Source organism: Acinetobacter sp. 251-1, assembly GCF_030329305.1.
Classification (GTDB): domain Bacteria; phylum Pseudomonadota; class Gammaproteobacteria; order Pseudomonadales; family Moraxellaceae; genus Acinetobacter; species Acinetobacter piscicola_A.
In genome coordinates this window covers 132,856-152,508 of record NZ_JACANS010000008.1, presented here as the reverse complement: position 1 = coordinate 152,508, position 19,653 = coordinate 132,856, and the positions used below count along the sequence as shown (strand labels likewise).

General features: G+C 38.4%; 18 protein-coding genes and 4 tRNA genes. 8 read left to right on the top strand and 14 right to left on the bottom strand.

Annotated elements, in window-relative coordinates; translation table 11 throughout:
* Positions 1 to 11 precede the first annotated feature (11 nt).
* Together HX129_RS08565 and HX129_RS08560 are read right to left on the bottom strand one after the other, a co-directional pair.
* On the bottom strand, positions 12 to 650 hold the full coding sequence (locus HX129_RS08565; protein WP_130074377.1) for a fumarylacetoacetate hydrolase family protein: 639 nt from the start codon (positions 648 to 650) through the stop codon (positions 12 to 14).
* Positions 651 to 688: 38 nt separating this feature from the next.
* Positions 689 to 1,189 carry a YcxB family protein gene (locus HX129_RS08560; RefSeq protein ID WP_130074376.1) on the bottom strand — a complete coding sequence of 167 codons (501 nt, stop codon included), beginning with the start codon at positions 1,187 to 1,189 and terminating at the stop codon, positions 689 to 691.
* Positions 1,190 to 1,363: 174 nt separating this feature from the next.
* Here HX129_RS08560 and HX129_RS08555 point away from each other — a divergent pair, with 174 nt between their 5' ends.
* Both HX129_RS08555 and HX129_RS08550 read left to right on the top strand, forming a co-directional pair.
* On the top strand, positions 1,364 to 2,668 hold the full coding sequence (locus HX129_RS08555; protein ID WP_286434823.1) for an SRPBCC family protein: 1,305 nt from the start codon (positions 1,364 to 1,366) through the stop codon (positions 2,666 to 2,668).
* Between the two features lie 12 nt (positions 2,669 to 2,680).
* Positions 2,681 to 3,238: a hypothetical protein gene (locus tag HX129_RS08550; RefSeq protein ID WP_286434824.1), complete on the top strand. Its 558-nt coding sequence runs from the start codon at positions 2,681 to 2,683 to the stop codon at positions 3,236 to 3,238.
* Between the two features lie 72 nt (positions 3,239 to 3,310).
* Here HX129_RS08550 and HX129_RS08545 read toward each other — a convergent pair.
* The 6 genes from HX129_RS08545 to HX129_RS08520 form a co-directional block, all read right to left on the bottom strand.
* Positions 3,311 to 3,387: transfer RNA gene (locus HX129_RS08545), tRNA-Arg, on the bottom strand.
* A 144-nt stretch (positions 3,388 to 3,531) separates the two neighbouring features.
* Positions 3,532 to 4,395 (bottom strand): cysteine ABC transporter substrate-binding protein, encoded by an 864-nt coding sequence (locus tag HX129_RS08540; RefSeq protein WP_286434825.1) that lies wholly within the window; start codon positions 4,393 to 4,395, stop codon positions 3,532 to 3,534.
* A gap of 26 nt (positions 4,396 to 4,421) precedes the next feature.
* Complete coding sequence (locus tag HX129_RS08535) at positions 4,422 to 5,267, bottom strand: transporter substrate-binding domain-containing protein (RefSeq protein WP_416332290.1); 846 nt, start codon at positions 5,265 to 5,267, stop codon at positions 4,422 to 4,424.
* A 43-nt stretch (positions 5,268 to 5,310) separates the two neighbouring features.
* Positions 5,311 to 6,042, bottom strand: a complete 732-nt coding sequence (locus HX129_RS08530) for an amino acid ABC transporter ATP-binding protein (RefSeq protein WP_130074371.1) — start codon at positions 6,040 to 6,042, stop codon at positions 5,311 to 5,313.
* Positions 6,043 to 6,051: 9 nt separating this feature from the next.
* On the bottom strand, positions 6,052 to 6,717 hold the full coding sequence (locus tag HX129_RS08525) for an amino acid ABC transporter permease (RefSeq protein WP_286434826.1): 666 nt from the start codon (positions 6,715 to 6,717) through the stop codon (positions 6,052 to 6,054).
* Entirely contained in the window at positions 6,707 to 7,366 is a 660-nt protein-coding gene (locus HX129_RS08520; protein ID WP_286434827.1) for an amino acid ABC transporter permease, read from the bottom strand. The genes HX129_RS08525 and HX129_RS08520 overlap by 11 nt, the downstream gene beginning before the upstream one ends.
* 202 nt (positions 7,367 to 7,568) lie before the next feature.
* Here HX129_RS08520 and HX129_RS08515 point away from each other — a divergent pair, with 202 nt between their 5' ends.
* The gene (locus tag HX129_RS08515; RefSeq protein WP_130074369.1) at positions 7,569 to 8,231 is read left to right on the top strand and encodes a hypothetical protein; all 663 of its coding nucleotides are present in this window, start codon (positions 7,569 to 7,571) and stop codon (positions 8,229 to 8,231) included.
* A gap of 343 nt (positions 8,232 to 8,574) precedes the next feature.
* The gene (locus HX129_RS08510) at positions 8,575 to 8,847 is read left to right on the top strand and encodes a hypothetical protein (protein WP_286434828.1); all 273 of its coding nucleotides are present in this window, start codon (positions 8,575 to 8,577) and stop codon (positions 8,845 to 8,847) included.
* Positions 8,848 to 8,902: 55 nt separating this feature from the next.
* Here HX129_RS08510 and HX129_RS08505 read toward each other — a convergent pair.
* The 3 genes from HX129_RS08505 to HX129_RS08495 form a co-directional block, all read right to left on the bottom strand.
* A tRNA-Arg gene (locus HX129_RS08505) sits at positions 8,903 to 8,979 on the bottom strand.
* A gap of 48 nt (positions 8,980 to 9,027) precedes the next feature.
* Positions 9,028 to 9,104 (bottom strand) — tRNA-Arg (locus HX129_RS08500).
* Positions 9,105 to 9,119: 15 nt separating this feature from the next.
* Positions 9,120 to 9,209, bottom strand: a tRNA-Ser gene (locus HX129_RS08495).
* Between the two features lie 267 nt (positions 9,210 to 9,476).
* On the opposite strand from HX129_RS08495, the gene rnr reads away from it, so the two are divergent.
* The 4 genes from rnr to HX129_RS08475 all read left to right on the top strand — a co-directional run bounded on the left by rnr (position 9,477) and on the right by HX129_RS08475 (position 14,812).
* Entirely contained in the window at positions 9,477 to 11,921 is a 2,445-nt protein-coding gene (gene rnr, locus HX129_RS08490) for a ribonuclease R (protein ID WP_286434863.1), read from the top strand.
* Positions 11,922 to 12,062: 141 nt separating this feature from the next.
* Positions 12,063 to 14,117 (top strand): M3 family metallopeptidase, encoded by a 2,055-nt coding sequence (locus HX129_RS08485; RefSeq protein ID WP_286434864.1) that lies wholly within the window; start codon positions 12,063 to 12,065, stop codon positions 14,115 to 14,117.
* 40 nt (positions 14,118 to 14,157) lie between these two features.
* Positions 14,158 to 14,367, top strand: a complete 210-nt coding sequence (locus HX129_RS08480; protein ID WP_165353081.1) for a YheV family putative zinc ribbon protein — start codon at positions 14,158 to 14,160, stop codon at positions 14,365 to 14,367.
* Positions 14,368 to 14,380: 13 nt separating this feature from the next.
* Complete coding sequence (locus HX129_RS08475; RefSeq protein ID WP_286434829.1) at positions 14,381 to 14,812, top strand: hypothetical protein; 432 nt, start codon at positions 14,381 to 14,383, stop codon at positions 14,810 to 14,812.
* A gap of 346 nt (positions 14,813 to 15,158) precedes the next feature.
* Here HX129_RS08475 and HX129_RS08470 read toward each other — a convergent pair whose 3' ends face one another.
* From HX129_RS08470 to HX129_RS08460, 3 genes are all read right to left on the bottom strand, one after another.
* Positions 15,159 to 17,354, bottom strand: coding sequence for a TRAP transporter large permease subunit (locus tag HX129_RS08470; protein WP_130074363.1), 2,196 nt, complete (start codon positions 17,352 to 17,354; stop codon positions 15,159 to 15,161).
* A gap of 361 nt (positions 17,355 to 17,715) precedes the next feature.
* Positions 17,716 to 18,303: a rhombosortase gene (gene rrtA / locus HX129_RS08465; RefSeq protein ID WP_130074362.1), complete on the bottom strand. Its 588-nt coding sequence runs from the start codon at positions 18,301 to 18,303 to the stop codon at positions 17,716 to 17,718.
* 86 nt (positions 18,304 to 18,389) lie between these two features.
* Positions 18,390 to 19,517, bottom strand: a complete 1,128-nt coding sequence (locus HX129_RS08460) for a hypothetical protein (RefSeq protein WP_130074361.1) — start codon at positions 19,515 to 19,517, stop codon at positions 18,390 to 18,392.
* Positions 19,518 to 19,653 lie beyond the last annotated feature (136 nt).

Here is a 19,653-nt window from a genome sequence, read left to right as displayed (position 1 = left end):
TCATGAATGAATTACTTCACAAAGCTTTTCCAAACGAAATCTTGATTTTGACCATTCAATGTCATCGTCAGTTGATCACCTGAAGCCAATGCACCCACACCAGCCGGTGTACCAGTCATCACTACATCACCTGGCTCTAAACTGAAAACTTGGCTTATATCCGCAAGCAAATAACCGATGTCGAAAATTAATAACGACGTATCCCCCTTTTGACGGACTTGCTCATTCACGGCAAATTCGAAAGTAATTGCATCCCAAGCTTTGACTTCATCGACACTGACCCAATCGGCAAGTACGCATGAACCATCAAATGCTTTCGCACGTTCCCAAGGTTGACCTTTTTTCTTTAAGTCGTCTTGCATATCACGCAAAGTTAAATCTAGCCCAAGCGTGATAGCACCAATAGCTTCTAAGGCTTTCTCAGGATTAGTTTCACCCTTTAATGGCTTGTCTATACGTAAAGTTACTTCACATTCATGGTGCAAACTGCCCCAATTTTCATTCCAAGAAATACCTTCTTGTAAAGAAATCAAACTACTGGGTGGCTTAATAAATAAAACAGGACGATCTGGTGTTGCATTACCTAATTCTGCAATATGCGCTGCATAGCTACGACCGACACAGACAATTTTGGATGGACGTGTACTCATAATCTTCCCTTTTTCATATTAGTTTTGTTCGTATTAGGTTATTTTTTAAACGTATTAGCAAATCGTGTTTGATCAGCTGAGTCTGCAAAAGCACGTTTCGGTACAATAATCACAGTACGATTTTTCAACTCAATCATATAAGTTAATTTGCCTTCCAAAAAATGTTGTACATCACTATATTGGAAAGGTTTTTTAGGACGACCACTAGAAAAAATTTCTGCATGATCTTGAAATAATTCAATTCCTTGCTCACTTTTACCAAATTGGTATTTAATAAACTGGCGTTTAAACATCATGGGTAAAAACCAATAACGCATCAAGCCTTGCAGTAGCAAAAAGAATAGACCTAAAAAAACATAGTAACGTCCAACTGTTGCCATACCCAAATACACGCCATATCCTATAATTGCAATGCTGACCAAAGGCGTTAAAAAACGTGAAATTTGCTTTTTGCCTAAGGTTGCAAGCTTAAAACCGTCTTGTGATTCTTCTAGATTAAGATAATAACGTGCAGATAATGCAGGCTGAGTGTCTGACATAGTGCTTCAATACAAAATTTAACGATGCCAAGATATTACACCAGAAATGACATTTAGCACTGCGTTTTCATGTTAATTTACATGCTTAATTTTAAAGTTTAGGTCAATTCAAAAAAGATCATTTTCATGTAAAAGATAAATCTAAAAATGCAGTACAAAAATAAGGATGCAAGGATGAAAATTATTCAAAAAACCCTATGTACATTACTTTGTGTAAGTGCAAGTTCGTTCAGTTTTGCCCAACTTGTGACATGGAGCGACAACATTCCGAGCAGTCTAAAACCTTTTCAAAATAGTGCACAGCAACTTGCGAGTTATGTACAGGATGATATTTTTATCTATCCTCAAGCAGCAACCAAAACAAGTTTACCCACATTAAAAGCCAACCCGAACCCAACTGCACGCTTCACCTCTGCGGCTATTATTGTGCCTGTTAGTAGCCAAGAGGTAGCAAAAACTTTAAGCAATTACACTCAATATGTCGGCTTATTTCCAACCTTAAAAACAGCAAAGTTGCTTGAACAAAAAGGCAATGTCAGCAAAATGCAATATCGCGTATCAATTCCGACACCCATTCCTGTACTAAATTTTAACGAAGATATCGTGATGCAACATCAAGTCTCTAGCAACAGTATTTCCACAATTGTCATTGATGCACCACTCCCCTATGCAGTTGGCAAATTAGAATGGTTTAGCTTAGGGGATAAAAAAACCCTTGTGACACTGACCCAATGGGGTGACACAAATCAACCTAAAGGATTCTTATTTAAACAAATTTTAAATGCAATTCCTGAAGCCAAACTTGGGATTCCAACAGGTACAGGTGCTTTTGTTCTAGAGTCATTACGACAACGCTTTGGAACAAAAAATGTCATTGCACTGAATGCTGGACAATTACCTGAACCTAAACTGAGTGCTGCTCAACTACAGAAAATTGATGCTTTAAGTAAAAATACAGGACAACCCGTGAGCATTGTGAACATGCCGACAACCGTACCTTATACGCATGGACGGGAGATGTTACGCTTTACCACTACCTATCAATCCTTTAAAGAAACACCGCAACAATTACAAAAATGGCTACAACCCACTTCTTACCAAAGTGTTTTTCCGCGTCAAATCAAGAAAATCACCACATCATCCCTCACAGCACAAGGGCAAGATACCGATTTTAAAGTCAGCATCGGTCTCGGCGTAGTTAGCATTCCCTTTGACTTTAAAATGCATTTTAATTTTCCAAAAAGCAATGAAAATAACTTTTTCGCCAATGGCGGTGATTTACGTTATCTCAAAGGGCAAGTCCAACTCAATCCGCAAGATACAGGTACATTTATGCGTGTAACGACAGCCGTCAAAGTCGATGAAAAAGCACCTTTCTTACTCAGAGCTGCACGTAGTTTGCCATATTATGATATGTTACCTGCCGTAGGTGGAAATGCTGTATTTACTCAAAAAATTAGAGCGCAAAGCAAATCATAGGACAAAATAAACATGTTACAGGGACGCAGTCGATATTTAGTCAGCACATTCGCATTGTTATTGATTGGATGTGAAAAAATGCCTGAATATCAAGTCCCTATTACCCTTGAACCGCAATATACTTTTGTTGCACCTCAACACATACCTGAATTAGATCGGCATGGTTATCTATTATTTAATACCACCGCCTTCAGTCAGAAACCATTACATAAAATTTATGATGAATATCGCTTTCATTATGCCCACTTTAAATGCCCAATGAACGACAAATTTGAAGTGAGTGGCTCTATTGCTGCAGATGAACTGGAAGACAATCCGATCATTTATGAAAATCATCATTTTAAATATGATGTTTTATTTACGATCTGCCCTGAAAATGACGCATCCAAATTAGAATGTATCTATGACTTTAAACAATTAAAAGCATTGCCTAAAGAACTTTCTTGTCGTGTCATTTTTGGACGAATGTTTGGGCGTAGTGCTGTAATTTCAGAAAATATTAAAATGGATATTTCACAGCTTGAACATGCAAAAGTGTATGAACCACCTCAGCTTAAAGAAAATCAATAATATATTTTTTAGACACAAAAAAACCGCAATTAAGCGGTTTATTGTCAATTTAACATCTGTCGATGATCAAGTTGGTGCGCTCAGAGAGATTCGAACTCCCGACCCCTTAGTTCGTAGCCAAGTGCTCTATCCAGCTGAGCTATGAGCGCGACGTCTTGATGGGACGCATTATACGCCTTTTCACTTTATTGAAAAGACTTTTATATAACTTTTACAACTGAATGTATATGAATTAAACATTCATACAATATATTGTTGATTATTCATTCAAAATAGATTGTATGCAATAACAATTATTCCACTAACAAATCTTTCGGATTGATTGTGTCACCATAAACAGGTTTTAAGGTTTTTTCATAGGCTTGTTGGATCACACCTTCTTTAGCTAATTTCTCTAAATCTTGATTCAACCAATCTAATAATTCCTTATCGCCCTTTTTCACTGCTGGTGCAATCAAATCATGCTGACCTAAACTGGTGATTCCCACGGTATAGTTAGGGTTTTCTTTTGCCCAAGCCAAAACCAATAAATTGTCGTGTGCCAAAGCTACACCGCGACCATCTTTCAAAGCATCGAAAGTTTCCGTATTTTGTTCGTACTTCTGCAATTTGATTTCAGGATGTGACTTGGTAAAGAATGAATCTGCTGTCGTGCCTTTATTGACCAATAAAGTTTGGTCTTTCAATTGTGCCACATCTGTAATCGGTTTGGCTTTTGGAGAAACAACGCCTAAAGATACTTTCAAATATGGCTTAGAGAAATCAACCACCTCCTGACGTTCTGGTGTGACTGTGAAATTGGCGAAAATAATATCTACCTTATCCGCCTTTAGATATTCAACACGATTAGCTGCCTCAGTTAAAACAAACTGAACCTTGTTTTCGTCACCCAATAAATCTTTCGCAACGTGCTTAGCAATTTCAACATCGAAGCCTTGATTTTTCCCATGCGCATCCAAATAACCAAAAGGTGGCTTATCGCTAAATACTCCGATACGTATTACACCATTTTTCTTAATTTGCTCGATTGTTGAAACTGTTTTTTCTGTGTCTGTCGTCTTATCAGGTGAAGTAGAATTTTTATTACATGCGACTAAACCTAAACTCAATACAGAAGCGACCAAGAGTTGCATTACATTTTTTATCGCGATGTTCATTTTATTTTCCTCTTATTGATTCAAAATTATTTTGCTGTGACATCTAAAAAGACTTTTGCATCAACGCTTTCACCATAAATTGGCTTTAAGGTTTGGTCATAAATCTTCTGGATTTCACCATTTTTTTGTAGTGTCAAAATTTCTGTATTGAGCCAATTAAGCAGTTGGGTATTGCCTTTTTTCACAGCAGGTGCAATAAAGTCTTCATTGCCAATTTGTTGAATTCCTGCGGTAAATGTTGGATTTTCTGCTGCCCAAGCCAATGCATAGGTACTGTCTTGAGAAATCGCATCACCACGCCCATCCTTCAAAGCATTAAAAGCATCGGTATTTTGTTCAAATTTCAATAAATTGATTTTTGGATAATTTTTGGTGAAATAAATATCAGAGGTCGAGCCTTTATTCACAATCAAAGTTTTAGCTTCAAGCTGTTTGATATCGGTAATGGCTTTGGCTTTTGGTGAAACAATACCTAAAGCTGCTTTTAAATAGGGCTGTGCAAAATCCACAACTTCCTTACGTTCGGGCGTGACAGAAAAACTGGCAAATACCGCATCTGCTTTACCCGATTTTAGAAACTCCACCCGATTCGCCGCCTCAGTCACCACAAATTCAATTTTTGACTCATCACCTAATAGGTCTTTGGTGACTTTCTTAGCTAAAGCGATATCGAAGCCCTGCGGCTTACCTGTGCTGTCGACATAACCAAAAGGAGGGTTGTCAGCAAATACTGCGACACGAAACACACCATTCTTTTTCACTTGTTCTAAAGATTGATCTTCTGCAGATTGTTGCTTGGTCTGATGGTCTGTAGGTTTCTGACAGGCAGTGAGAGAACCTGCAAGTAAAATTGTACTTGTCCAAATACTCATCGCTTTTAAGTTTTTTAATACAGTCATTTTTACAACTCTAATTCTAGTAATTCAACATATTTAAAAATGCTTTAGCACGTTCAGTTTTCGGCTGTTCAAAGAACTGTTCAGGTGTGGCTTGTTCGATGATTTTGCCTTTGTCCATAAAAATAATCCGATCTGCAACCTTACGAGCAAAGGACATTTCATGGGTCACGATCAACATGGTCATGCCATCATGAGCGAGTTTTAACACCACATCTAAAACTTCACGCACCATTTCAGGGTCTAATGCTGCAGTAATCTCATCCAAAAGAATCACTTGCGGTTGCATCACCAATGAACGAACAATCGCAATACGTTGCTTTTGTCCACCTGAAAGTTGGCGCGGATAATCCAATTTACGATCATACAAACCCACACGTTTCAGCAGTTCATCTGCAACTTTTTCCGCTTCTGCACGACTCCTTTTTTGAACTTTCAAAGGGCCAAGTAGAATGTTATCAATCACATTCATATGCCCAAAAAGCTCATAATTTTGGAATACCATGCCAATCTTTTGACGGACATCGACCCACGGTACATCTTGTCCAAGTACACCTAAACCCTGCAACGTGATCGAGCCACTTTGGATTTTTTCTAAGCCATTTACACAGCGCAATAATGTGCTTTTTCCACAGCCTGAAGGCCCAAGAATAACAACGACCTCACCCTGTTCTACGTCCAAATCAATCCCTTGTAAAATATGACTTTCTGCAAATGATTTCTGTAAATGTTGTATAGATAACAAAGCCATAATGAATCTTTACTCCCAAACTTTTTCTAAATGGGTCGCTAAACGTGACAAGGGGTAACAAATAATGAAATAGAAAATAAAGATTAAACCGTAAATCCACAGTGAAGCATTCGGCACAATTAAAAGTGAATTTTCAATAATTTGTTGTCCCACTTTAATCACTTCAATCACACCAATAAGTACCGCTAAAGAACTGGTTTTCACCATTCTGGTAAATAAGTTGATTGCACCTGGTGTAACTCGTTTTAAGCTCTGTGGAAAAATGACATAAGTTAATGTTTGAATTGGGTTGAGTCCGAGCGCATAAGCTGAATCACGTTGATGTTGATCTATAGATGTTATTGCAGCACGGACGAGGTCGCCCATTTCCGCTGTACCCCATAGGACAAATACAACGATACAAACAACCGTTGCGGAAAATTGCCAATTAAACCAAGTAGCAAAACCAAAATAGAAAACAAAAAGCATCACTAAAATAGGAATAATACGGATGGCTTCTAAATACAGTCGGCAAATGCTTTTGACGAAAATGTTTTTTGAGGTCATGATCACCCCAAAAATTGCACCGAAAATTGCTGAAAAGAAGACTGAAATAAAGGCGATTTTCGCTGTGACCCAAAGCCCTTCGAATAATCGTTCAAGGTGTGCAGGTTGAAATAAATACTCAAATCCCATGGCTCACCTTCCGACTACGATATTCCAAATAACTACTCAGAATAGAAACAGGCAATAAAATAATGAGATAAGACATGACCAATAAAAATAAGGCTTCAGTGGTTTTGTAATCCATACCAATCAAGTCTTTAGTAAGGAATAAAAGTTCTACTACGGCGATTGCACTGACCACGGAACTTTCTTTAATCAGGAATAAACAATTCGCCCCTATGGCCGGTATTGAAACAGCAAGTGCTTGTGGGAAAATCACGTATTGAAAGACTTGAATTTGACTCAAGCCGATACTTTCACCTGAATCAATTTGTCCTTTGGCAACAGCCTGTAAACCTGCACGAAAGGCTTCAGCCATATAGCTTCCACCTAGAAAGGTTAAACCGATAACACCACAGGTAAATCCATCAATTTTTATGCCGAGTTTAGGTAAGCCGTAATAAAGGAAAAATAGCTGAATCAGTAAGGGTGTATTACGTGAGAGTTCAATATAAAATTTGGCAATTTTGTCAAATACACGAACATGATAGGTGATCAAAATACTGCAAATTAAACCCACGATGATTGCAAGTAAGATACTGATCACTGAAATTTTTAATGTGGTCAAAGTTGCTGAAACAAACTGTGGCATCACACTGTAGATATATTGCCAATTCAAAGAAGTCGTCCAAAATATTATTGTTTTGCTTTGTGCTAAAGCAGAAATAGTGATTTTGGATTATCTTACTGTGATTATTTTTACTAAAGAAATATGTTAATAGAATAAGTATTGCTAAAATAATGCAGTGCATTCACACAAGCGATATAATTTCCACAAATTCAATTTTTACCAACAAATAAAATTTTAATAAAAGGAAAAAATGAAAGATTCTGAAAATGCAGTAGATATAAAGTTAATTTTTCAATTTTTCATGTGCTGTCTCGTTGCCATTGTCTTTTTATCATCAACTTACCTAGAGTTTTCAGATTATGCTCAAACGATGCATAATTTAAAACACAATGTCTGGGTCAAAAAATCTATGAACATCACGCCCCAAATGGAAATTGAAATATTTCATTATCGAAACAATCATTCCGACATCATTTTTAAAGAGAACCAAGAAGAAATATTTTCAAAATCCTGTAATGGACAACTCGAACTGATTTGTAAATACGTTGAAAAACAAGAAATTCAAATCATTTCTTTGGACTTTTATACTTATCCAGACGAAAACACGAATACTTATAATGAATTTCTTCTCAACACTATTTCATTTAAAGACCAACTAGGACGTCTGCAATTATTTCCATATATGTCATATCCACCTAGTTCCCCTCAATATATAGCCGAAATAAAAACAGACTTTCGAAGTTTTTTCATCATGGCTTTTATTAAACATTTATTTTTTGCATTGATGTTTTTAATGTTTAACATGTCTTTCAATATATTTAAAAAATCTATCAATAAGTTGATTAACTATTTAATCATTGCCGCTTTTTCTGTGAGCTTTCTAACTTTTGTAATTCGCTATCTTTTGATTTAGTTAACTATTCAACTTAACCAGCATTCACCAACTCTAGTTGCTCCATACAGAATGCGCAGAAAATTACAGTTTCATGTTCTAAACTTTGAATTTGCAGTTCGTAAACGAAACCCGCCATTGTTCTGTTACAACCATCACACTGATGTAAGTTGAAATGACAAATAAAATCAACATGCTGGTAAATATAATATCCATCTGTATATTTTTTCATGTGCTTTATTCATCTACTAATCCTTGTTATTATTTTAAAACGATTACAGCCCAATTTCCCGTCTACTCTATACAACAACGACAAGAATCGACGCGTAATTTTTATATAAATTTAATGATACTTTAAAACGACATGAATGAACTTCCCTCTCAGCAAAACGAAGAATATAAAAAATTCTCTTCTATTTTACCTGCCGTAGTAATGTCAATTGCCTTATTCTTTTTCATTCATAGTTGGAATGATGACAGTCGCCATGAATTACATATGATCAGAGATCAAAATTGGAAAGTTGTAAGTTTTGAAATAATACCACCCTATTCCTATCAAATATCAAAAATTAAAAGTGAATATTCTTTTGAATTTTATAAAAATACCACCTACTTTGTTAATAAACTAAATTATTGAAAGTAAAAACCACAGACACAAAAAAACCGCAACATGTGCGGTTAATTCTTCAAGTTGGTGCGCTCAGAGAGATTCGAACTCCCGACCCCTTAGTTCGTAGCCAAGTGCTCTATCCAGCTGAGCTATGAGCGCATTACCTGTGTGTCGTAAACGACGTCGTTACTTTGAGAATACTTAAATTGGTGCGCTCAGAGAGATTCGAACTCCCGACCCCTTAGTTCGTAGCCAAGTGCTCTATCCAGCTGAGCTATGAGCGCATCGTAAGTATTCGTTGGCGGTGAGAGAGGGATTCGAACCCTCGATACAGTTGCCCGTATGCATCCTTAGCAGGGATGTGGTTTCAGCCACTCACCCATCTCACCGTAACGAGCCGCCATAATACAAACTAAAACATCATTCGGCAAGTCATGATTTAAAAAAAATGCAGTTTTTTTGCCTGATTACATATTTTTTAAACAATTTTTATAAATTTGTACTTTTTTTAATCCAAACAGCGCTTTAATCCAATGAATTTTTTGATAAATCTGCATAAATTTAAATTTAAAACAGTTTATTGCAATCAATTACGTGCAGTATTTGCCTGTTTGACTTATGCTAATCCTACCTTCTGACTAGAAACCACATACATGATGAAAAATTGGGTCGATCCTGAAGCGAAAGCTGAAGCCGAACGTTACGACAATCCTATCCCAAGTCGTACCCTTATCCTTGAAACGATTGAACAAAAACAAGAACCTCAATCACACGCAGATTTAGTAGATCTGTTTGAAATTGCTGATCAAAAAAGTATAGATGCGCTGAGCCATCGTTTAAGCGCAATGGTGCGTGATGGTCAGCTGATGAAAGATGGTTTTAAATACCAACTTATGGCGGATCAACCGATTTTAGATGCTACGGTATACGTTAACTCCAAAGGTTTAGGCGTTGCCAATATCGATGGTAAAAAAGAAGAATTTTTACTGCCTGAACGTGAGCTACGCCAAGTCTTCCACGGCGACCGTGTCAAAGTTCAACAGACTTCCGTAGACCGCAAAGGCAAAGCATGGGGCTATATCACCGAAGTCACGCAACGCCGTGTGAAACAGTTGATTGGTAAAGTCGCTGAGTTTGAAGATGAGTATTTCATTCAACCCGCAAATCCCAATGCACATCAACCAATCACATTAGAAAAAGAATTGATTGAGCATGCCAAAGCCAAAGTGGGTGATTCAATTCGTGTCGAAATTGATGACTATCCAACACGGGATGAATTTGCCACAGGTCATGTCATTCAATCTATGGCAGACAAAGCGGATACCGAAATCATTATTCCTCAAACCATTTTGGAATATGGTCTACCGTATGAATTTCCTGAAGAAGTGGTCAAAGAAGCTGAAAGCTTTAAAGAGCCTTCAGAAAAAGACCGTGTAGGTCGCATCGATCTACGTGATTTACCGCTTGTCACCATTGATGGGGAAGACGCACGTGACTTCGATGATGCAGTCTATGCGGAAAAACGTCCGGGTGGCGGTTATCGTGTCGTTGTGGCTATCGCAGATGTCAGTCATTATGTGCGACTTGGTCAACCTTTGGATGATGAAGCACAAGAGCGTGGCACTTCGGTGTATTTCCCACATTTTGTGTTACCAATGTTACCTGAAGCACTGTCTAATGGTTTATGTTCACTCAATCCAAATGTCGACCGTTTATGTATGGTCTGTGACTTGAATTTGAGTCGTGCAGGCCGTGTGACCAAGTTTGAATTCTACCCTTCTGTGATGCATTCAAAAGCACGTTTGACCTATACCCAAGTTGCACAGTATTTAGATGGTGACAGCAAAGCAGTACCTGAAGACCGCAATGTTCGCAAATCATTAAATACGCTTTATCAACTCTATGAAACACTCAAAGGTTTACGTGCTGAGCGTCATGCAATGGAATTTGAAACCGTTGAAACCTATATGACCTTTGATGAGTTAGGCGGAATTAAAGAGATTTTGCCTCGTTCACGTAATGTCGCACATAAACTGATTGAAGAATGTATGTTGCTTGCCAACGTGGCAGCAGCAGAATATTGCTTAAAAAATGAAGTGCCAATGTTGTACCGTGTACATGAAGCACCTGAATTTTCACGCATTCAAAAAGTTAAAGACTTTGTCAAATTACTGGGTTTACCTTTCCCTGATCAACCCACACAAGCTGATTATCAGAACGTCATTGAAGCAACCAAAGACCGTATCGATGCGCCAAGTATTCATGCCGTGTTATTACGTTCAATGATGCAAGCGTATTATGGTGCAAAAAATGTCGGTCACTATGGCTTAGCGTATGAAGCCTATACCCACTTCACATCTCCGATTCGCCGTTATCCCGACTTGTTATTACATCGTGCCATTAAAGCGAGTTTAACCAGCAAACAATATCCGCTTTCAGGTGCAGCATTGGATGATGCAGGTGAACACTTCTCTGCAACTGAACGTCGTGCCGATGAAGCATCTCGTTCTGTCACCTCATGGTTGAAATGTCACTATATGCATCAGCATATTGGTGAAGAATTTGTTGGTGTGATCAGCGCCACCGCTGAGTTTGGACTATTCGTCACCCTGAAAGATTTGTATGTGGACGGTATGGTACATGTCAGCCAACTTGGTGATGACTATTTTGTCTTTGATCAAGCGAGTCAAACCTTAGTTGGGCAAAATCGTGGACAAGTCTTTGGTTTAGGCGATGAAGTTAAAATCAAAGTTGCTGGGGTCAACCTTGAAGAACGCAAGATCGACTTCGAGCTTTTACAACAGCTTTCTCATGCAGGGCGTGTGATTCGTAGTCGTGCGCCACGTGTGGCAAAACCTGTAGCCAAAGAAGAAGTTTTCGCTGAACGTCCTGCGAAAAAGAGCAGCTCTGAATCTTCGAATGTCAGTGAAGATGGAGAACGCCCCATTCGAAAGAAAAAATCCAAAGGAAAACCTAGCACTTACAGCAAAAAGCCTGCTAAAAACACTGCAACGAAGTCTGAAACGAAGACTAAAGATAAAGTAAAGAAAAAGGCAAAAGCGAAAAAGAAAAAGTCCAATGCAAAGACGAAAAGTGAATAATTAGATGTAACAATAAGAGCGCTTCGGCGCTCTTGTTTTTTATAATTGTCCAAAATTTATTACCATATTATGGTTTTAATTTATTGCCAAAGCTTGATTTCCCCTATCAAAAGCCCTACATCTATCCATAACGAAGCATATATTTGGCATAAAGACATGACATTAGAAAAGGCGACTTTACCTGTACCCCAATTCGATCAAATCACTTTAGAGAAACTAAAACAAAATATTGAACAAGCCATTCAAGATGGACAAGATTTCTTAAATAAACTTCAGCAAGTACCTGAAACGTTACAGCAACAACTGCAAGTATTAGAAAAAATTGATACGCTTGAAAATAACATGAGTGAGTCATGGGGGATTTTGTCACACCTAAATGCCGTGATGAACAACTCAGAAACCCGTGAAGTATATCAATCGTTATTGCCGAGTCTAAGCGAATATTACACACAACTGGGTCAGCATGTTCCACTTTACCAAAGCTACCAACATGTATTTGACAATGCGATTTTTAACGACCTGCCCGCCGCTCAACAAAGTGCCATTAAACTCGCTTTACGTGACTTTAAACTGTCTGGTGTCGCTTTAGAAGGCGAAGCAAAAAAACGTTATGCAGAAATTTCAGCACGACTTTCACAACTGTCCTCAGATTTTTCTAACCATGTATTAGATTCAACCCAAGCATTTTTCTTACCGTTAAATGAACAACAACTCAAAGGTTTACCACAAAGCAGTATCGAACTATTAAAACAGTACGGTCAACAACGTGAATTAGACCAAGCTGTTGCCACTTTAGATATTCCATCTTATTTAGCCATCATGACCTATGCTCAAGATCGTGATTTACGTGAACAGCTTTATAATGCCTATACCACCCGTGCTTCAGACTTAGCAGCCGATCCACAATATGACAATGCCCCTGTCATGGTTGAAATTTTAAGTTTACGTCAAGAAATGGCAAAACTTTTAGGCTTTGACAACTATGCAGAATATTCATTAGCTTCAAAAATGGCACCTGATGTTGAAACCGTCAATCAGTTCTTGGTTGACCTCGCAGAACACGCACGTGCACCTGCTGAAAAAGAAATCGCTGAACTGAAAAGCATTGCAGCACAAGATGGCATCAGTGAATTACAAGCATGGGATACCACGTATTATTCAGAAAAACTCAAAGTTCAGCAGTTCAATCTTTCACAAGAAGATTTAAAACCTTATTTTCCAGCACCAAAAGTGATTCAAGGCTTATTTAATGTCGTGAATCGTCTCTATGGTATCGATGTGATCGAACGTGAAGCACCACTTTGGCATCCAGATGTACATTATTACGAACTTGAAGATCAAGGTTCAGTAATTGGTGGTTTCTATTTTGACCTCTATGCACGTAGTGGCAAACGTGGTGGCGCTTGGATGAGTGGTTTCCGTTCACGCATGCAAACTGAATCAGGCCTGCAAAAACCAATTTGTTATATGGTTGGAAATTTTACCCCACCTGTTGGTGATCAACCTGCTCTGCTGACACATGATGAAGTCAATACATTATTCCATGAGTTTGGACATGGCTTACACCACATGTTAACAGAAGTGGATAATATTGCGGTGGCAGGCACACACGGCGTAGCATGGGATGCTGTTGAGCTACCAAGTCAGTTTATGGAGTTTTGGACTTGGGACAAAGACAGTCTAGACCTGCTTTCTGAACATATTGAAAGCAAGCAAACCTTATCTGAAGAGTTATTAAAATCTTTACTTGATGCACGTTTCTTCCAATCTGGAATGCAAACTTTACGTCAAATTGAATTTGCCTTGTTTGACCTTAACATCCACAAACTTACACCTGCTTTGGATGCAAAACAGATTCAAGCCACTTTAGATGACATTCGCCAAAAATTTGCTGTTGCCCCTAGCACAACAACAAACCGTTTCCAAAATAGCTTTAGCCATATTTTTGCAGGTGGCTATGCCGCAGGTTATTACTCCTATAAATGGGCTGAAGTTCTTGCGAGTGATGCCTTTGATCGTTTTGAAAATGAAGGTGTTTTCAACACTCAAACGGGGCAAGAATTCCGCAAAGCCATTTTAGCAGTGGGGGGAAAAGATACTGCTCTAGATGCTTTTATCAATTTCCGAGGTCGTGAACCTAAAATTGATGCATTGTTACGTCATCAAGGTTGGACGAATGCCTCTAAAAACGCTTAAACTACGCATGTAAAATTAATTATGTGGTGAGTGTATGAATATCAAACGTCGTTTCATTGCAGGGGCTAAATGTCCAAGATGTGAGGCGATGGATCGAATCGTCATGCTCACCACTGACGATGCTGAATGGATTGAATGTATCGAGTGTGATTATTCTGAAAACCGCCCTACTTATGTAGATGCGCCTGAAGAATCTGCTGCACCTGATGAAATTGGGGTCATTCAATTCAAGCCTCGTTCTTCAAAATAAATTTGGATTAAACATGCAATTAGATACAAGAAATAATTCTAAACTGATGTGGTTTATTGCTGGGGGATTGATCATTATTGTAGCTTTAGCCAGTGCATTATTTTGGCTTAAAGCAGATCAAGATCAAACAAAAACTGTAACGCCTGCAGAAACCAAAGCACCCGCTAAGGCAGCAGCGCCACCATTGGCACAGCCTGTAGAACAAACAGCTGTATCAGAGGCAAGTACACAGACCTTGGTCGACTCCTCTATTTTACAAGAGCCTGTTTCTGAAAATGAAAGTCTTGCTAAAGAAGAAATTGCAAAACTTGATGACATTCAAACACAATTAAAAGATCAACAACAGTCTTTAGAATCACAACATGCTGATGCAGATCAATTGATTAAACTCAAAGAAGAGCAATTAAAACTACTTGAACAACAACTTGCTGCTGAACAAAAATAGTCTTAATACTCCAATTAAAAAACACTATTCAACTCCATTTGGATGGTGTTTTTTAATTGCTCACCACTTCTGCACTTTATCTTAGCACTACACTTTCCATCAAAAACAAATACAACTATACGTATTAGCCGCATCATTCCAATTACAGCTATAAACCACCTGATTTTACAGCACTGGTCCTTTGCATTATCTTAAGATCAATCATAGACATTCATTAATAAAAACTGTTTTTATACAAACGGACATGCAAGTGATGTGATCCCATGAGGCAACTTTAAAGCTTGATTTAAATAGAATCGACTGAAAACAAAAAAGCACCCGAAGGTGCTTTAATGAAATGAAGCTGTTACTTATTGGTATACCAATCAAACATATTGAGTAAGTATGGAACAAACGTCACAATCACAAGAGCAGAGAACAAGACGATCATCGGCAATAACCAACGTTCATAACGATAATAGAAGCTTGTATACTTCTCTTTCGCTTCCGCATCTGCGGCGGCGACCTCCTCATCCCCAACAGAGAGCCTCGTCAGCAAGTGGTTGAGTGCAACAGGTGGTGTCACATAACCAAACTCGAAAGCAACCAATACAATCATCCAGAAATGAATCGGATGGATGCCATTCTCATACGCTACAGGTGCAATTGTTGCAGCCACCAAAATCACCGCACCAAATGGATCTGTCGTCATACCAATAATCGCAAGCAAGATCGCAAGGAATGCCAATGAAAGCATGATGCTACCTAAATGCGTCGGTACCATTGTCACGATTTCACTACGCTCGATCAGACCACCCATACTCGCTGAAAGTGCCATTAGAATGATCAAAGCACCGATATGTCCAACACTTTCAGATGAGGCGAACCAGATCGATTGACCAAAGCTACGTTTATGTTCAGCCGCACTACCATGTGTGCGTAAATATTCAGAGTTTTTCGCATGTTCTTGTGCTAAAGCAGTATTGTACTCAGGCACAGGAACGCGGTCCCCCCAATATTTATCAAATAAAATATAAGCCAATAGCATAATTGGAAGAATCACAGGGGCTGTAAATTCATCCATTTGCGTATCTAAGCCATAGCTATAGAAACCCACAACCAATGCGGTAATCACCACATATGGAATCACAGGAACCAAAGCTTTTAACATGCCTGGGACTGCAATTTTTGGTGAATTAATACGGAATTTATCTTCTGCAAGGTATAAAGACACACCAAGGAAAATAAACGCAGTTAACCAGAAGACATAAATACCATGATTAAATAACTCATCAGAAGTAACATGACGGCTATCTAACATCGAAATCAAGATCACCAATAGACATGGACGTAATACAACACCCAGTGAACCAGACATCGCTGAGACTGCAAGTGCATACTGACGGCGTGCACCAGAGTTCCATACTTCACGATAGATAATCGCACCCGCTGCCACAACGAAGATCCCTGAAGCACCTGTATACGCTGTTGGAATCGCAGCAGCAATCAAAATGATCCAAGTTAATGTTTCTGGCGCAAGGTTCCATGGACGTAAGATCGCAAGGAATACGTCCATGATTCGTGTTTGTGTTAGTAACATACCTGCCCAAATAAATAGGGCTAAGTTCAGGAAGATTCCTGAGAATTCAACCAACTGACCAAGGTAAATACCTTGCCCCATTGGATAATCCATAAAGAAGGTAAATGCAATACCCGTAACAATCGCCATAATGGCATATAACGGAATACTGATGAGCGCAAGCCCGATATTTCCACCTTCTTTAGCAGTTTTTGGAATCGCAAAAAACTGATACAAACTAATCAATGTCACACTGACAAACAAGATCAACCATAGCCAATATCCCCAAATCGTCTCATAAGTTGACTCTACCCCTGAGCTCATAACAGACTGATATTGACTCCAGACAGAGTATGTCAATAAACCATTACCCAAAATCATGGCAATTGAATACACTCTGAAATCGAGTTTCGTTGTTGGTGGACGTAAACTAATATGATGCATTTTCAACGACGCAGTAATCGATGAAATCATGACCATAAACAGTAAGATCAAGACACGGTTTTCTGTACCGAACTTAAACAACCAGAAAAATCCCGTTTCCATCGTACGATAAGAACGAATAGAAGGATGCTGCTCCATATGCTTCATTGACTTATCATAAAATGCAAATTTTTCTTCACATTCAGTTTTAGCCGCTAAAAAAGATTGACGCACATCAGCTTCAGATGTCACCCCAAAGAAACTGGCATCTGGATCGCTTGCCTCAGCCTTCATACGCTCTTGCACAAGCGCATCAATATTTGGATTTCGTTCACAACTTGGTTTAGTGGGTTCAGCTCTTAAAAAGGAATATTGCATTCCTATTTTTTCGTCACCGTATAGACGTTCGCCTATACGTAACATTTGCCCATGAATCATTTCCCCTGTACCAATCAATAAGGTCAACAAGAGAAGTAGAAGAACGAGAAAAGTTGAGATCCCTTCTGTCCATATACGACCAATCAGCCCTAAGCCTGATTTATTTTCTGCACTATCATTCATGATAATTCCATTTTTATCTCTAATCTTATAAATCTTTTATAAGACTAATTTTTTTATAAGTTATGAGTAACGCGGAAGTCCTCATTTCCTATTTTTATGTCCACTTGCAAATCTGCATGTTTTTTTAAATTAAAAGAATGGCAGTGTTACATTTTTTTTCATGCATTTTTGTCAAGTATAAAACGATAAATGTAAATTAACGCACTTAAGTCTATGCATTAATAAGCAATTTAAGATAAAAAAACAATAGATTCGCTCCAAATAGCAGAGAAATATTTTTATTACTACCTCTTAAATACATCCTCATTTTATATAGAGCATAAATTGCAAAATAGGAGGCTTATCTTTTAAATGATCTTCGTTAAGATTTATTCTTATTTTCTATAAAAAGCTGCTGATAGAGCAAATACATTACGGCTAAAATTGCTCCCCAAAATGTACCCACCAAATGCGCCTCAACCAAAACTGGACTACCTATGAGCTGCGCTGTACCAATTTGACCAAACGTATTTTCCCAAATGAGTTTTGCAACCACCAAACATAAAACCAATACCGCAAAATTGCGCTCTTTACGAAATTTTAAATAGAAAAATGCAGCAGCAACATATAAACCATGCAATACACCCGATAGTCCAGCATAAGCTTCAATTTCAGGATAAAAATAATAAAAACTTAGGCTACATAAAGGAGCTAAAATCAAAAGCAGTAAAATAATAAAACGATTTTGAATATGCGGAAATATAAAAGGCAAACATGCAAATGCAATCATATTTAAGGCAAAATGAATCCAACCCACATGTACCCAATGTGCAGTCCACCATCGCCAAATTTCACTAAAAAATGTATAACGCCAATAAATGAAAGTGGACTGGAAAATTTGCAAACAAGCAGCAATACATATGCAACTTGCAATCAAGATCATACGTTTCTTGAGTTGTATTTCTTGCATATCCAGTTCCTCTAAAAAAACAAGAAAAGCCGAAGCTTTTCTTGAGTATAAATACAAAAATTAAATTTCAATGTGTATTTTTGCAGTTAAGGTGTTGCACTTTCTGGCGTAGCTTCTTCAGTCGGTGCAGCTGTTTCTTGTTGAGCTGGAGCAGCACCAGAATCCTCCGTTGCAGGATCACCTAATCCCTCAAATAAAGAATCATCGCCTGTTGCACCTTGCTCATCCCAGAATACAGTCATGCCATCATCTGCTGCACGCACACCTGTATGTTCAGTCCAATAACGGTCTGCAATCGCTTGTACCATTTGCCCTGCCATTGCATCAATCAATCTAAACTCTGGATTAACAGGTTTATCTTCTTCACGAGATGCAGCATAAGTTCGTAATGCTTCACGAATACGTGCATCATCACCACTGGCTTGAGCAGATACAGCATATAAAGCATGGGCTAGACGCACACCTTTTTGTTCACCGATTTGCATAGACTGTTTCAAAGTTTGATATGGATCAGGCTTACCTTCATCCGCACCAGGTAATAATGTCCAAATCACTGCACGTGTCGCCATTGGCGCACCCCAGAATTTATTATTATCCAAACACGTCATACCACGTTCGACAATTGCTGCGATATCCTTTGGAACGTTTGCTGCACCACCTGAATTAATATCATTGGTCATCGCTTGCAAACCACTAAGCATTCCCAAGAGATAAATGGTCTGATCTAAATCTTTTTTCATCGTTGGGCAAGAATCACCCAATGTATATTTATATTTGGCTTGCCAACGTTCAGCAAATAACTGATAGCCGGCATACTGACGATTTGCAGCCAATGCAGCCCAACGTTTTTGCTCTACTCGTGCATCTTGCGCTTCCGATACTTTACCGTCTTTTGAAGCACGTAAATAACGCAACTCCGCATCTAAAGCACGATTTTCAGCACACATCCCTGCCGCAGAGTACAGCAATACAGCCATACGAGTTGGATCAGCCCCCATATCTTTGGTTGCCATCACAGCGGGGGTTAAAGCACTACCGGATTGGCATGCCATATCTGCATCATTACCTGCTAAAATGGGTGGCACAATATGATTTTCACTAAAGCCTAAAGCGACATTTGCCCCAGACTTAACCACATATGAACAACCAGATAAAATGGATGAAGCAACAATGGCAGTCACCATAAATTGCCCAATTTTTTGGACTTTAGACATACTTCCTGTCCTCTATGTAATTGTGTTTATGTCCTTTTTACTTAAAATATCAGATGCTCTATTTGATGAAAAGAGCAATAACTCTAATTTTATTAATATAATTTGCCACAATACACATAGAAATGAATTGACCGCA